The organism is Pseudomonas kitaguniensis (genome assembly GCF_049199985.1).
Lineage (GTDB): Bacteria > Pseudomonadota > Gammaproteobacteria > Pseudomonadales > Pseudomonadaceae > Aquipseudomonas > Aquipseudomonas kitaguniensis.
In genome coordinates, this window is the sequence record NZ_JBLZPT010000019.1 from 41,155 (window position 1) to 54,628 (window position 13,474).

Sequence of the window (13,474 nt, forward strand, 5' to 3'; positions counted from 1 at the left end):
CCTCCCACAGTTGATCTCCAGTGTCTAAAGCCAGAGCCAGAGCCAGAGCCAGAGCCAGAGCTAGAGCTAGAGCTAGAGCTAGAGCTAGAGCTGGATCATCCGGTGCAAGTCCGCACAGTCTTCAGCATGCCAATCTGCAAGCTCCGGCCACGGGTTTTCCGGCAGATTCACCAGCACCGTCTTTGCCCCCGCCGCCCGCCCGCAATCCAGGTCAAAGCGGTAATCCCCGACCATCACCATGTGCGTGGGCGAAACCGCCCAAGCCGCCGCCAGTTTCAGCAAACCACCGGGGTCAGGCTTGGGCGGCGCGTCCTCACGCCCCAGCACATCGTCAACCGCAAAGCAGTCCGCCAAACCAATCGCCTCCAGCGTGACGTGCGCCAACTCGCGCGCATTGCGCGTCAAAATGCCCAGGCGATAGCCACGCCCGGCCAGTTCGCGCACCAGCGCCACCGCACCTTCAGCCGCCACCGAACCCAGCGCCAACTCGCGCTCATGCTCAAGCAGCCAGGCATGTTTGGCCGCCGCGACATCCGCCGGTAGTGCCGCCAAATGCGTGAGAATGTCGTCTTCGGGCGGGATGTCGAGGGCCACGCGAATCGCGGCAAAGTCATGCACAGCCACCGTGAGCGTGCCGTCCATGTCGAACACCCAGTGCTTAACGTGCGACAGGCTCATGACCAATCCTTGCGATGGCGGATCAAGCCTTCCTGCGTCACCGACGCCACCAACTGCCCGGCGCGGTTGTACACGCTGCCGCGTGAGAAACCGCGCGAATTACCCGCCCACGGGCTGTCCATCGCGTAGAGCAACCAGTCATCGGCGCGCAAGTCGGCGTGAAACCACAGCGCGTGGTCGAGGCTGGCGACTTGCATGTCTTTTTGCCACACAGTTTTGCCATGCGGCAGCAACGAGGTGGTCAGCAGGCCGAAGTCCGAGGCATAGGCCAGCAGGTATTTATGCAGCGCGGGCGAGTCGGCCAGCGCGCCGTCGGCCCGAAACCACACGTATTTGACCGGGTCGGACGGCTGCGGGTTGAACGGGTCTTTTTCGGTGACCGGGCGCACTTCGATCGGCTTGGGGCACAGCAACTTGTCGCGCATGTGCTCGGGGATCAGGTGCGCGCGCTGTTTGGTCAGCTCAAGTTCCGACGGCAGGTTCTCCGGGCCGACCACCACCGGCATGGTGGTCTGGTGCTCAAAGCCTTCCTCGTCATATTGAAACGACGCGCTGCAGGTAAAAATCGGGTTGCCCTTCTGAATCGCCGTGACCCGGCGCGTGCTGAAACTGCCGCCATCGCGCACCCGGTCCACCGAATACACCACCGGCAACGCGGCATCGCCCGGGCGCAAAAAATAGCCGTGCAAGGAATGCACGTGCCGCGCTTCATCGACGGTTTGGCTGGCGGCCGACAACGACTGGCCCAGCACCTGGCCACCGAACAGTTGGCGAAAACCCAGGTCTTGGCTGCGGCCACGAAAGAGGTTTTCCTCGATCGGCTCCAGGGTCAGCAAGTCCACTAGGTCTTCCAATACTTGGCTCATTGAGCAACTCCTACAACAATCGATAAGGCATTCCGGGCTGCTTATCCATGCAGCGTGTCCAACCATTGGGCGCGGGTGATGCGGTACAAAACATGGTGGCGCAGCGGGTTATCGGCTGCGACTTTGGGGTGTTCAAAGTCTGCCTGGGGAGCGTAATGCATACCGATGGCTTGCATGACTTTTTGTGATGGCAAATTGGTTTCGGTGGTGAAGGCGAGGATTTCATCCAGCTGCAACCGGTCAAACCCACAGCGCAGCGCGGTCCAGGCCGCTTCACTGGCGTAACCCAAGCCCCAATGCTCGCGGGCCAAGCGCCAGCCAATCTCTACTGCTGGCACAAAGTCGGCTTCAAAGCTGACATTCTGCAACCCGGTCAGGCCGATAAACTCGCCGGTGTCCTTGCGCTGCAAGGCCCAAAAACCAAAGCCATACTCGGCGAAGTGGCCGCGAATCCGGCCAATCAACGCGGCGCTTTCCAGGTGGCCCAACGTGGCCGGGAAATAGCGCATCACCTGCGAGTCGGCGCACATACGCGCAAATTCCGGCAGGTCGCTGTCGCGCCATTGGCGCAGCACCAGGCGTGCGCTTTCCAATTCCAGTATCGGCTCCATGGGTCCCCTCCCTTGCGATGTGCGTGAGTGTACAGCGCTGGTAAGATCCTTCGCAGGTTCCCGTCAGAAAATCCCATGCCTTTGCCATTGATCTACCACGATGACTACAGCCCCGAGTTCCCGGCGGAACACCGCTTCCCCATGGACAAGTTTCGCCTGTTGCGCGACCACTTGGTGGACAGCGGCATGACGCACGACAGCCAATTGCTGCGCCCGGCGCTGTGCCCGCCAGAGATTCTGGCCCTCGCGCATGACCCTGGGTATATCGAACGCTACATGAGCGGCCAGTTGAGCCGCGAAGACCAACGGCGCCTCGGCCTGCCCTGGAGCGAAGCGTTGGCGCGGCGCACCGTGCGCGCGGTCGGCGGCTCGATACTGGCGGCGGAACAAGCGCTGCAGCACGGCTTGGCCTGCCACTTGGCGGGCGGCACGCACCACGCGCATTACGATTACCCGGCAGGCTTTTGCATCTTTAATGACTTGGCGGTGATCAGCCAGTACCTGCTGGCCAGCGGCCGGGTCAACCGCGTGCTGATCTTCGACTGCGACGTGCACCAGGGCGATGGCACCGCGCGCATCCTCCACGACACGCCGGATGCAATCACCGTGTCGCTGCACTGCGAAAAGAACTTCCCCGCGCGCAAGGCGCAAAGTGATTGGGACATCCCGCTGCCCATGGGCATGGGCGATGCCGATTACCTCAAGGTGGTGGACGACGCGCTCAACTACCTGTTGCCGCTCTACCAGCCCGACCTGGTGCTGTACGACGCCGGTGTAGACGTGCACAAGGATGACGCCCTCGGTTACCTCAAGCTGACAGACGCCGGCGTGGCCGCACGTGATGAAAGCGTGATGCGCCATTGCCTGGGGCGCGACATCCCGGTGATGGGCGTGATCGGTGGCGGCTACAGCAAAGACCGCCCTGCCCTGGCCCGCCGCCACGGCATCCTGCACCACAGCGCGCAGCGAGTATGGGCGTCATCAGGTTGTCATTGAACTGTGAAGCTTACCCACAATGCCTGTGGAACGGCCTGTGGATAACTTGAGCGTAAGGCGCTGAGAGCGAACAGCCGTATGGCCTACAGGAAAGTGTACGTTTTTTGATCAGGCAGCCAGGCTGTCCTCGGGTAGAATGCTCGGCCTATTCAGCGAACGTAGCCCTGCCCATGCCTCAAACCGCCTCCACACACGTTGCCATCATCGGCGGCGGCCCTGCCGGGCTGATGGCCGCTGAAGTCTTGAGCCAAGCGGGCGTGCGGGTCGACCTGTATGACGGCATGCCGTCGGTGGGGCGCAAGTTCCTGCTGGCCGGTGTGGGCGGTATGAACATCACCCACTCCGAGGCTTACCCGGCGTTTGTGTCGCGCTATGCCGAACGCGCGCCGCACGTGGCGCCGTTGTTGCGCGCATTTGGTGCCGAAGCCTTGTGCGAATGGATTCACGCGCTGGGCATTCAAACTTTTGTCGGCACCTCGGGCCGAGTCTTCCCTACCGACATGAAAGCCGCCCCGCTACTGCGCGCGTGGCTCAAGCGCCTGCGCGACCACGGCGTGGTTATCCACACCCGGCATCGCTGGCTGGGCTGGAATGCCGATGGCGATTTACTTATCCACAGCCCGGATGGCGATAAAACTGTTCACAGCGACGCAGTGTTGCTGGCCTTGGGCGGCGGCAGTTGGTCGCGCTTGGGTTCCGACGGTGCCTGGCTCAGATTGCTGGAGGGAAGAGGCGTGCCGTGTGCGCCACTGCAACCGAGTAACTGCGGCTTTGAGGTGTCAGCCTGGAGCGAATTGATGGTCAGCAAATTCGCGGGCGCGCCGTTGAAAAACGTCGCCATCGGGTTGGCGGATGACACACCTCGGCTCGGGGAATGCGTGGTCACGGCCAGCGGTATCGAGGGCAGTTTGATCTACGCGCTGTCGGCGCCAATTCGGCAAGCGATCAATCGGCACGGCTCCGCCACCGTGCACATCGACCTGTTGCCGAGCAAACCACTGGACAAGGTGCAGGCCGCGTTGGCCAAACCGCGTGGTTCGCGCTCGATGAGCAAACATTTGCACAGCCAACTGGGCCTGGATGGGGTGAAAGCCGCGCTGTTGCGTGAGTTGGCGCCTGCGCAACACTTCAATGATCCGGCGCAGTTGGCGCTGAGCATCAAGGCGTTGCCGCTGAACCTGGTGAAAACCCGGCCGATGGACGAAGCGATCAGCACGGCGGGTGGTGTGCCGTTCGAGGCGCTGGATGAGCGCTTGATGCTCAAAGCATTGCCGGGGGTGTTTTGTGCGGGGGAAATGCTGGATTGGGAAGCGCCGACCGGCGGGTATTTGCTGACCGGGTGTTTTGCCAGCGGCCGGGCGGCTGGGCGCGGCGTGCTGGAGTGGCTGTCCTTGACCAAGCCAGCCATTGAGGCGGGAAGGAATAGAGCGGTGACTGCCGCCAAACTTGAAAACGCAGAAAAAAGCCGGTGAGCTGTTCGCTGGAGTGAAAGCGCATTTGGCATCGGGATGCTTTTTATCCCGTTTTCCGCGAATACAGGAAATACCTGGATCAGGCAATAACACCTATGCCGGCGCCTGTAGCCAACGCACCGAGACAGGAAAACGCTTGGGTCACCCATTAGCTCAGTGGCCGTTCAGCGTGCGCCATAACGCTCGTTGCGCCAGAGATCAATCGTATAAGGAAATCTGAGGATTTAACCGGCCATAATGTTCCACTTCCTTGCGTAAGAAAGTGTCGTCTTCAGGTAGAGCAACCTTCAACTTTTCTATGTATTCGTAGTGAGCATCAGCGCGCGCATAAGGATCGTCGCTCAAGCGTTCCTCGGTGGATTTAAACTCACGGCTAAGGGCCAGCCCTTTTGCCTGGCCTTTAAACGTCAAATCATCAAGCATCCTGCCTAACATCTTCTCGTCCTGAGGCGACACCGACCCACGCTGCCTGTTCAAGGCAATATAATCTTTTAGCGCATTGATCGCTTGCGCAAACTCCCCCTTCCCCTCATGCCTCTTATACTTATTGAAGGCATGGTCCAAACGAGCTTCGAACGTCTTCCACGTCTTCGCAGCGTTCTGCTTTGTAAGGGCGCTATCAGATTCAACCTTCCCCCATATAGCAAACCCGGCAAGCACAACCGCAACAGGAATAGCCACCATAAAAAACCCTCACTGCACGTACATCGTTAATTTTCCAGTCTACGACATCAGTGGCAAGCGAACGCTCTAAGTTCCCGATAGGGTCAGGCTGCATAATGACTAAAAATGTCTACACGCGCAGACATCAATAAACTTATATAACTATTAAACTATCGTCGCGGCGCTTTATACGCGACGAGTAAGCGGCCTTGCACCGCTTACTCGTTCATCCACGCTTAATTGATCAACAAAAGCCTACTTCTTCTTACGCGGCCCCGTATTAAAAACAGGCACTTTACGCACAGGTTTAATCGAAGGTTCCACCGGCGACGCTTCCCCGCTGTCCACCCACTTGCCCAAGTTGCGCTTACCGCCGCCGCCCGAAGTTTTAGGTTTCTTCGGTTTTTTCGGCTTCTTCACCACTTGCCCGCTGGCATCGGTGTCTGGCACGCGGTGCTCCGGTTCGAAATCCTGCTCCATGTGCCGGGTCAAGGTCTGACGCGTGAGCATCTCGATGGCCGACAGCATGTTCACCTCATCGGCGCACACCAGCGAAATCGCCTCACCGGTGTTGCCCGCCCGGCCCGTACGGCCGATACGGTGGATGTAATCCTCGGCCACGATCGGCAGGTCAAAGTTGACCACCAGCGGCAGGTCTTCGATGTCCAACCCGCGCGCCGCCACGTCGGTGGCCACCAGAATCTGCACATCGCTGGACTTGAAACGGTCCAGCGCGCGTTGGCGGGTCGCTTGTGGCTTGTCACCGTGGATGCCATCGGCATTGATGCCCAGACCTTGCAACTTATCCACTAACGCATCCACGCCGTTGCGGGTTTTGGCGAACACCAGCACCTGCTTCCAGCGGCCTTTGCGCATCAGGTGCACAAACAGCTCGGCCTTGCGCTTCTTGTCGACCGGCACCACCCACTGCTTGACGGTGTTGGCGGCCACGTTACGCGGGCTGACTTCGACCGTCAGCGGGTCGTTGAGCATCTGCCCGGCGAGCTGGCGAATTTCATCGGAGAACGTCGCGGAGAACAGCAAGGTCTGGCGCTTTTTCGGCAGCATGCGGTAGATGTTCGCCAGCTCCTCGGAGAAACCCAGGTCGAGCATGCGGTCGGCTTCATCCAGCACCAGGGTTTGCAGCTGATTAAGCTTCAGCGCGTTCTGGCGAAACAGGTCGATCAGGCGGCCAGGCGTAGCGACCAAAATGTCGACGCCTTTGCGCAGCTTCATCATCTGCGGGTTGATGCTCACGCCGCCGTACACCGCATACGTGGTCAGCGGCAGGTGTTGTGCATACTCGGCAACGCTTTGGTGAACCTGCTCGGCCAGCTCGCGGGTCGGGCACAGGATCAGCGCGCGTGCCGAGTTGGCGGCGACTTTCGGCCCTTCCATTGTCAGCAATTGCAGGAGCGGCAGGGCGAAACCAGCGGTCTTGCCGGTGCCGGTTTGGGCCGCAGCCATCAGGTCGCGACCGGCCAGCACCGCCGGAATCGCTTGCGCCTGCACCGGCGTCGGGGTCTGGTAGCCAAGCGTCTCAAGGGCGCGCAGCAAGGGTTCGATCAGGCCAAGGGTGGCGAAAGTCATGTGTTTACCGTAGGAAAAATTCAGCGCAAAGCCGTAATGCGCCGCAGTTTACCTTATTTCCGGCTTCGGCTTGCGCCACTGAGGCAGGCTGATCAACAGCACCGCGCTGATGATCACCAGCATCGCCAGGGCTTCTTCCATACCGATGGTTTCGCCGACAAACACAATGCCCAACAACACCGCGACGGCCGGGTTCACGTAGGCGTAGCTGGTCGCGGCCGCCGGGCGTACGTGCTTGAGCAAATACATATACGCGTTAAACGCGATGACCGAGCCGAACACGGCCAAGTAGGCCAGGGCCAGCCAGCCCTCAAGCGGCGGCATGGCGTGCAGGCGCTCACCGGTCAGCGCACTGCCCAGCAAGAGCATGGCACCGGCGATGATCATTTCCGCCGCACTGGCCATAGCCCCCGCAGGCAGCGGCAAGTGTTTGCTCCACACCGAGCCGAACGCCCAGGAAGCGGCAGCAAACAGCAACAACAGCGCACCGGTCGGGCTCGATTGCAGGTTGGAGCCCAGGTTGAGCATGCCAATGCCGATAATCCCCAGCACCACCCCGGCCCACTCCAGGCGGGTGTTACGTGCCCCCCAGAAATAGCCGCACAACAACGTGAACAACGGCACCGTCGCCACCGCCAGCGCGGCCACGCCGGAGGCAACCCCCGTGTGTTCGGCCACCGTCACCGCGCCATTACCGAAGGTCAGTAGCAAAATGCCGATTTTGGCAGCCGCCTTCCATTGCGCCCAGGTCGGCGCCGGCGCACCGCGCCAGCGTAAAAAGCCATACATCGCCACACCCGCCAGCAGAAAACGAATCCCGCCCAACATCAGCGGCGGCCAGTACTCCACGCCGATCCGAATCACCAGGTAGGTAGACCCCCAGATCACATACAACGCAAAAAAGGCAGCGATCAACGGTAAGGGAAAACGACGTGGGCCTGGCATTGGGTAGCTCTGCGGCAGAATAAGGGAGGCTTATTTTAGAAAGGCGGGCCGTTAAACATAAGTTACAAAACCTGTTTAAACCGCCCATACACTTTTCAAAGCATGGTTATGAGCGCTATAAACCGTACTTTCGAAAGCCACGTATTCCAGGCGCCTTATCATGGACAAATATGACCGCATGCTCCTCAGCGCCCTGCTCGAAGACGGCCGCGCGTCCTTCGCGCAACTCGCGCGCACGGTTAACCTCTCCGCGCCCGCCGTCGCCGAACGCGTGGCCAAGCTTGAGGCCAGCGGCGTGATCACCGGCTATCAGGCCAAGGTCGACCTGTCCAAAGTCGGGTTACCGATCCAGTGCGTCATTGAAGTGCGCCTGACCAACCACGGCAGCCAGAAGGTTTACGACGCACTGGCCGAAATTCCCGAGCTGACCGAATGCCACCGCGTCACCGGCGACCCCTGCGTGATCATGCAAGCGGCGGTGGGCTCGATGCCGGAATTGGAGAACCTGATCAACCGGATCGCAAAGTTCGGGTTCAGCAAGACCTCGATTATTTTATCCAGCGCGATAGAGCGGCGAGTGCCGCTGGGGCAGTTGGAGGGCAATGGCAAAAATGGGGGCTGATCTACCGCTGGCGGGCGCAGATTCAAAATGTGCGAGGGGCAGTGCGACGATTCGACGTGCTCCCGAGGGCGTCAGTGGCAGCGTCCTACACAGGAATCAGACTCAACCTACTGACTGTTTCGGGAAATCTTAAGAACCCTCCCCAATGCCTGATGTTTCAATGGCCAGCAAGACCGATCCCTTTCATTTGCGGGAAATTTCCTAGAGAATTCCACGGCCTTGTTTCCGCCGGATTAGGTCGCTAGTCTCGCCCAGTCATCGAGTTTTCGGTGACCGGACGTGCAAGTCCGACCGAATAAAATCCGTACAAACGTCTGAACGCATTAACACGGGTGTATCAATGCTTGGTGTTGATCTGTAATGGCGGCGGTGCGCGGGAGATCTTCGGATCTGCTGGGTTTACCTTTTTTCCCGGTCTTGCACACCCGCGTACCGCTGCCACCCTATTTCGCGTGCAAGCGAATGGATGCAGCTCCTTCCGTAACAAAAGGAATTCCACCATGGTCAAAGTTACCCCCGATCCACCCACGGTCCTCAGCCAAGACGCCCTGCTCAATCGTCGAGCCATCGACTACTACCTCAAAGCCTCCGCCCCGGATGCGCCCAACTTTGTGCTGAATGACAACCTGAGCTTCGAAGATGCCCTCGCCCATGCGGCCGATTTGCTGCATTGCGCGGTGGAGACGACAAATGTGTTGGGTGATGCAGTGAACCCGCAGCAGCGTGCGGTGATGCATTTGGTGGGGATGGCGAAGGAAGTTGTAGATCGGGCGTTGGAGTGTGTGCAGCCTCGATAGGCGCCGCATAAATAACTGCGGGAGGGGCGGTGCGACGATTCGACTTGCTCCCGATGGCGGTGGGTCAGATAAAGATGAGCTGACTGGCACACCGCCATCGGGAGCAAGTCGAATCGTCGCACCGCCCCTCCCACATTTTAATCTCCACATTTGAATCTCTACTTTTTGATCTCCACATTTGAATCTTCAGTGTTCTGAAGATCGTTCCCATGTTGCATGGGAACGATCAGTGCCGTTGCTCAGAACCCGCGGTGCTTTTTCAGGTGCTCATTGATCTTCGCCGCCGGCACTTTCTGCAACGTGCACAGCAGGTCGTGCGACAGTTCACGCAAGCCGTGCGTGCCGCGCAGTTGCTGGGCCAGGTGTGCCGTGAGGTTGGCGGCCATCTCGGCATCCGCCATCGCCCGGTGAGCCTTGCCGGTGTGCGGCAAACGGGCGAAGGTGTTCAGGGTGCCAAGCTTGTGGTTCGGCGCCGACGGCATCAACCGGCGCGCCAGCAGCAGCGAACAGGCGAATTTTTGCAGGCGGGTGCGGCGGATCAGGCCCAGTTCGTAATCCCAAAACTTCTGGTCGAACGCGGCGTTGTGCGCCAGCAGCGGCGTCACGCCGACAAACTCATTCACCTCGTTCATCACACGCTCAGCCGGTGGCGCGCTGCGCAACATGGCGTTGCTGATGCCGGTGAGTTGTTCGATAAAACCCGGCACGCGCACGCCCGCGTTCATCAAGCTCTGGTAGCGGTCCACTATTTGGCCGCGCTCAAGAATGACCACGGCAATTTCCGTGGCCCGGCAGTGGCTGCTCGGCGTGATGCCGGTGGTTTCAAAGTCGATGACCGCTATACGTTCCAAACCTGTTCCAACTCCGTCTGACAATTTATTAAGCCGCAGGGCTCATTTAAGCAACAGCGCGCCTTCGATCGGTACGTAGCGGCTGGCGGCGCGAATCAATGAGTTGGCCGTCAGCCCCGGCACGCCATAGGCAATGGCTTCAACGCCGTGCTTTTGGATGATGCGTTCGAGCAGCATGTCAAAATCGCCGTCGCCGGAGGCCAGCACCACTTCGTCGACGTGGTCGGCGGCGTCCATGATGTCGAGGGTGATGCCCACGTCCCAGTCGCCCTTGGCCGAGCCGTCGGCGCGCTGGATGTAGGGTTTGAGTTTTACCGTAAAACCCAGGTTGCGCAGGATCTGCTGGAACTGCTGTTGCTTGCTGTCGCCACGGTCGATGGCGTACGCGTACGCCTCGACGATTTGCCCGCGCGCGCTGATGTCAGCCCACAGGGCGGCGTAGTTGAAGTGGCAGCCATAGGCCTGGCGCACGGTGTAGTAGAGGTTTTGTACATCGGCGAACACCGCAATTTTCTTCACCGCACTTCCCCATGGCTGCCGTTTGGACCCCGAACGCGAAGGTCCGCAAAGGCGCCAGTATGCCAGCCATGGGGCAGTTTCCGAGAAAAATCAGCCTGGGGCGACAAAGCGCCCCGGCCGTTGCGTGTGTCAGACGAACGAATCGTCATCGCCGAAGGACGAGGCGTCGTCGGCATAATCGTTATCCGCGAAACTGTCGGTGTTGTTGCTGCCCCAGTTGTCGTTGCCGGCAAATTTCTGGTCGTCATTGCCCCAGTTGCCTTGGTCGCTGGCGGGTGCCGGCTGTTCGATGATTTCTTCAACGATCTGCGGCTGCTGGTTGTGATGGAACAGGCTGCTGATGCCTTCGGCCAACATCACGCCGCCCGCCACGCCGGCAGCGGTTTTCAGGGCGCCACCGAGGAAACCGCTGCCGACCGGCGCTGCGGCTGGTTGCTGGTAATTCTGCGGCGGCGCAGCGTAATTCTGTTGCTGAGGCGCAGGCTGGCCGAAAGACGGCCGCGCCGGTTCACGCCAGCCGCCACCTGCCGGGGCCTGCGCGCTCGGTGCCGGTTGGCTGTCACGCGAACCACCGCCAAAGATGCTCGACAGGAAGCCGCCGCTGCTCTGCGCCGGTTGCGCCGACTGAGCGCGGGCCTGCTGCAACTCGTCCTGCAATTGCTGGATCTGCTGCGCCTGCTGCTTGTTCTGCGCGTCGAGGCTTTTGATCGCGTGTTCCTGCACCAGGATCGACTGGGTCATGTAGTACCCGGCGGCGGGTTGGCGAGTCATGTGTTCCTTGATCCGCGCTTCGGCCTGGGCGTCGCGCGGGGCTGAGTCCGTTTCGGCTTGTTGCAACCGTGAAAACAGTCCATCGATCAGGGTTTGCTCTTCGCTGTTCATGGCGACCTCGTTAGATTGCCGGTAGAAATCATTGCCCCGCCTGTGGTCAAGCGGGCTACGCGCTAGTTATGGGGCTGTTACTATTTGTTTCAATGGTCTTTACGCAAGGTTTACGTTTGCTAACGCCAAGGCCTGATCGGTTAAAGTGTGGCCCTTGCTTTCAAGCCTGTGATGACCCTGATGAATCCGTTAGACGTATTGCGCGACTCCTTTCGTTTTACCCGGCACAACCTGGGCGCCATCGTGCAGTTGTGTTTGCCGCTGGTGATTCTCGAAGCCCTGCTGCAACAGCTACTCGAACACACGCTGGGCCCGGATGCATTCCCCGGCTACAGCGTGATGGTGGGCCTGTTGGTGTACCCGCTGTACACCGGCGCGCTGATCGTGTTTCTGGACGCGCGCACCCGTGGCGAGTCGCCGCGTACACAGGCTGTATGGGCCATGGCCCTGACCCTGTGGCCACGCTTCGCCCTGCTCACGGCGGTCAGTACGCTGCTGATTCTGCTCGGTTTGTCGCTGTATTTTCTGCCAGGCCTGTGGTTGATGGTGGTGCTGGCGTTTGCCGAGTACCTGCTGGTGCTGCGCGGCCTGCCGGCGCTGGAAGCGATGAAGGAGAGTTTTCGCCTGACCCGTGGGCATTTCTGGCGAATCCTGGTGTGCCTGCTGTGTGTGATGACGCCGCTGTGGCTGCTTAAAGGCGCGAGTGTGGCGGCGTATCCCGACCCGTCGCCGCTGCTGAGCGTGGTGATCGACAGCGCCCACAGCTTCCTGCAGTTGTTCACCAGCGTAGTCCTGTTCCGTTTATTCATGTTGATCGGTGGCGACGCCGACGCGCGGTGATATGCTCGCTGCCACCTCTGACACGCTATAAGCCGAGCCGATGACCCGTTTATTGCGCATCACCCTGTTGAGCCTGCTGATTATCGCGGCCCTGCTGATGGTTGTGATCTATAGCCTGACCTGGCGCCCGGCCGACCAGCAAACCTTGCCCGTGAGCTGCGTCGCGCCGCGTGCGCCGACATTGCTGCCGGGGCAGGCGCTCAAGGTCATGACCTGGAACGTGCAATACCTGGCCGGCAAAAACTACGTGTTCTGGTACGACACTAGCGACGGTAAAGGCCCGGACGAGCGGCCCACCGTCGAAGACATGGCCGCCAGCCTGGATGAAGTGGCGCGGGTAGTCCGCGACGAACAACCCGACATCCTGCTGCTGCAGGAACTCGACGACAACGCCAAACGCTCGCACTACCAAGACCAGCTTGCCCTGTTGCAAGAACGCCTCGCGGACCTTTACCCGTGCAGCGCCCAAACCTACGACTGGAAAGCCGATTTGGTACCCGACCTGCACATCTTCGGCAGTGTGGGGCGCAAACTGGCGACGCTGAGCCGCTACCAGATCGAACATGCCGAACGCCTGCAACTGCCCGTCGCCTCGACCGACTTCATCAGCCGCCAGTTCCAACCCAAACCCGCTTTGCTGTTGACCTACCTGCCGTTAAGCGACGGCGGCCAACTGGCGGTGCTCAACACACGCCTGGATGGCGGTGCGCCTGGGCGCTCAGCGGTACTGGAACAGGTTAAAACCACGGTGAAATTGCTCGATAAATTCGAAGGCCGTGGCACGCCCTGGCTGATCGGCGGGGACTTCAACCTGCTGCCCCTCGGGCAATTCCTGCGCCTGGACGCCGACAAGCGCAGTGCGTATTCGCCGGACAGCGAACTGCACCTGCTCTGGGATAAATACCCGCTGATCCCGAGCAACAACGAGTCCAGCGGTATCGACCGGCAGCAGTGGCTGACGCACTTCCCCAACGACCCGAGCCTGGACGGCCCGGACCGCACGCTGGATTACCTGTTCCACAGCCCGCGTATCAAGCGGGTAGAGGCCAAGGTGCGGCAGGCGGACACGTTGCGTATCTCCAACCATTTGCCAGTGATTGCACGGTTCCTGCTGCCTGCTGCGCAGTAAGCACCAGATCGCC

15 protein-coding genes are annotated in these 13,474 nt (G+C 60.3%); 6 read left to right on the plus strand and 9 right to left on the minus strand.

Annotation, left to right across the window (positions count from 1 at the left end; all coding sequences use genetic code 11):
• Positions 1-84: 84 nt before the first annotated feature.
• Genes ACOZK9_RS20700 through ACOZK9_RS20710 form a run of 3 tightly spaced genes read right to left on the minus strand, consistent with a single transcriptional unit; the run spans position 85 to position 2,155 of the window.
• Complete coding sequence (locus ACOZK9_RS20700) at positions 85-678, minus strand: HAD family hydrolase (RefSeq protein ID WP_421556436.1); 594 nt, start codon at positions 676-678, stop codon at positions 85-87.
• The gene (tesB, locus tag ACOZK9_RS20705; RefSeq protein ID WP_058413869.1) at positions 675-1,544 is read right to left on the minus strand and encodes an acyl-CoA thioesterase II; all 870 of its coding nucleotides are present in this window, start codon (positions 1,542-1,544) and stop codon (positions 675-677) included. Before tesB ends, ACOZK9_RS20700 begins: the two co-directional genes overlap by 4 nt.
• A gap of 41 nt (positions 1,545-1,585) precedes the next feature.
• Positions 1,586-2,155, minus strand: coding sequence for a GNAT family N-acetyltransferase (locus ACOZK9_RS20710; protein WP_058413868.1), 570 nt, complete (start codon positions 2,153-2,155; stop codon positions 1,586-1,588).
• 75 nt (positions 2,156-2,230) lie between these two features.
• On the opposite strand from ACOZK9_RS20710, the gene ACOZK9_RS20715 reads away from it, so the two are divergent.
• Together ACOZK9_RS20715 and ACOZK9_RS20720 are read left to right on the plus strand one after the other, a co-directional pair.
• Positions 2,231-3,151 (plus strand): histone deacetylase family protein, encoded by a 921-nt coding sequence (locus ACOZK9_RS20715; protein ID WP_421556437.1) that lies wholly within the window; start codon positions 2,231-2,233, stop codon positions 3,149-3,151.
• A gap of 170 nt (positions 3,152-3,321) precedes the next feature.
• On the plus strand, positions 3,322-4,623 hold the full coding sequence (locus ACOZK9_RS20720) for a TIGR03862 family flavoprotein (RefSeq protein ID WP_421556438.1): 1,302 nt from the start codon (positions 3,322-3,324) through the stop codon (positions 4,621-4,623).
• Between the two features lie 198 nt (positions 4,624-4,821).
• On the opposite strand, the gene ACOZK9_RS20725 is transcribed toward ACOZK9_RS20720, so the two are convergent.
• The 3 genes from ACOZK9_RS20725 to yedA form a co-directional block, all read right to left on the minus strand.
• Positions 4,822-5,307, minus strand: coding sequence for a hypothetical protein (locus tag ACOZK9_RS20725; protein WP_058413866.1), 486 nt, complete (start codon positions 5,305-5,307; stop codon positions 4,822-4,824).
• Positions 5,308-5,541: 234 nt separating this feature from the next.
• A complete protein-coding gene (locus ACOZK9_RS20730; RefSeq protein WP_058413865.1) occupies positions 5,542-6,876 on the minus strand; it encodes an RNA helicase RhlE1 in 1,335 nt (444 codons plus the stop codon).
• A gap of 48 nt (positions 6,877-6,924) precedes the next feature.
• Positions 6,925-7,821, minus strand: coding sequence for a drug/metabolite exporter YedA (gene yedA / locus ACOZK9_RS20735; protein ID WP_058413864.1), 897 nt, complete (start codon positions 7,819-7,821; stop codon positions 6,925-6,927).
• Positions 7,822-7,981: 160 nt separating this feature from the next.
• Between yedA and ACOZK9_RS20740 the strand changes: the two genes are divergently transcribed.
• The gene (locus tag ACOZK9_RS20740) at positions 7,982-8,443 is read left to right on the plus strand and encodes an Lrp/AsnC family transcriptional regulator (protein WP_152746821.1); all 462 of its coding nucleotides are present in this window, start codon (positions 7,982-7,984) and stop codon (positions 8,441-8,443) included.
• A 500-nt stretch (positions 8,444-8,943) separates the two neighbouring features.
• The gene (locus tag ACOZK9_RS20745; protein ID WP_122251555.1) at positions 8,944-9,240 is read left to right on the plus strand and encodes a DUF3077 domain-containing protein; all 297 of its coding nucleotides are present in this window, start codon (positions 8,944-8,946) and stop codon (positions 9,238-9,240) included.
• A gap of 239 nt (positions 9,241-9,479) precedes the next feature.
• Here the strand turns inward: ACOZK9_RS20745 and ACOZK9_RS20750 are convergent, their stop codons facing one another.
• The 3 genes from ACOZK9_RS20750 to ACOZK9_RS20760 all read right to left on the minus strand — a co-directional run bounded on the left by ACOZK9_RS20750 (position 9,480) and on the right by ACOZK9_RS20760 (position 11,492).
• Positions 9,480-10,091, minus strand: coding sequence for a 3'-5' exonuclease (locus ACOZK9_RS20750; RefSeq protein WP_421556439.1), 612 nt, complete (start codon positions 10,089-10,091; stop codon positions 9,480-9,482).
• A 42-nt stretch (positions 10,092-10,133) separates the two neighbouring features.
• The gene (locus ACOZK9_RS20755) at positions 10,134-10,610 is read right to left on the minus strand and encodes a LabA-like NYN domain-containing protein (RefSeq protein WP_058413860.1); all 477 of its coding nucleotides are present in this window, start codon (positions 10,608-10,610) and stop codon (positions 10,134-10,136) included.
• A gap of 129 nt (positions 10,611-10,739) precedes the next feature.
• Positions 10,740-11,492: a DUF2076 domain-containing protein gene (locus ACOZK9_RS20760; RefSeq protein ID WP_421556440.1), complete on the minus strand. Its 753-nt coding sequence runs from the start codon at positions 11,490-11,492 to the stop codon at positions 10,740-10,742.
• A gap of 180 nt (positions 11,493-11,672) precedes the next feature.
• Between ACOZK9_RS20760 and ACOZK9_RS20765 the strand changes: the two genes are divergently transcribed.
• Positions 11,673-12,332, plus strand: a complete 660-nt coding sequence (locus ACOZK9_RS20765; RefSeq protein ID WP_152747939.1) for a YciC family protein — start codon at positions 11,673-11,675, stop codon at positions 12,330-12,332.
• A gap of 40 nt (positions 12,333-12,372) precedes the next feature.
• Positions 12,373-13,461, plus strand: a complete 1,089-nt coding sequence (locus tag ACOZK9_RS20770; protein WP_122251553.1) for an endonuclease/exonuclease/phosphatase family protein — start codon at positions 12,373-12,375, stop codon at positions 13,459-13,461.
• The last annotated feature ends 13 nt before the right edge of the window (positions 13,462-13,474 follow it).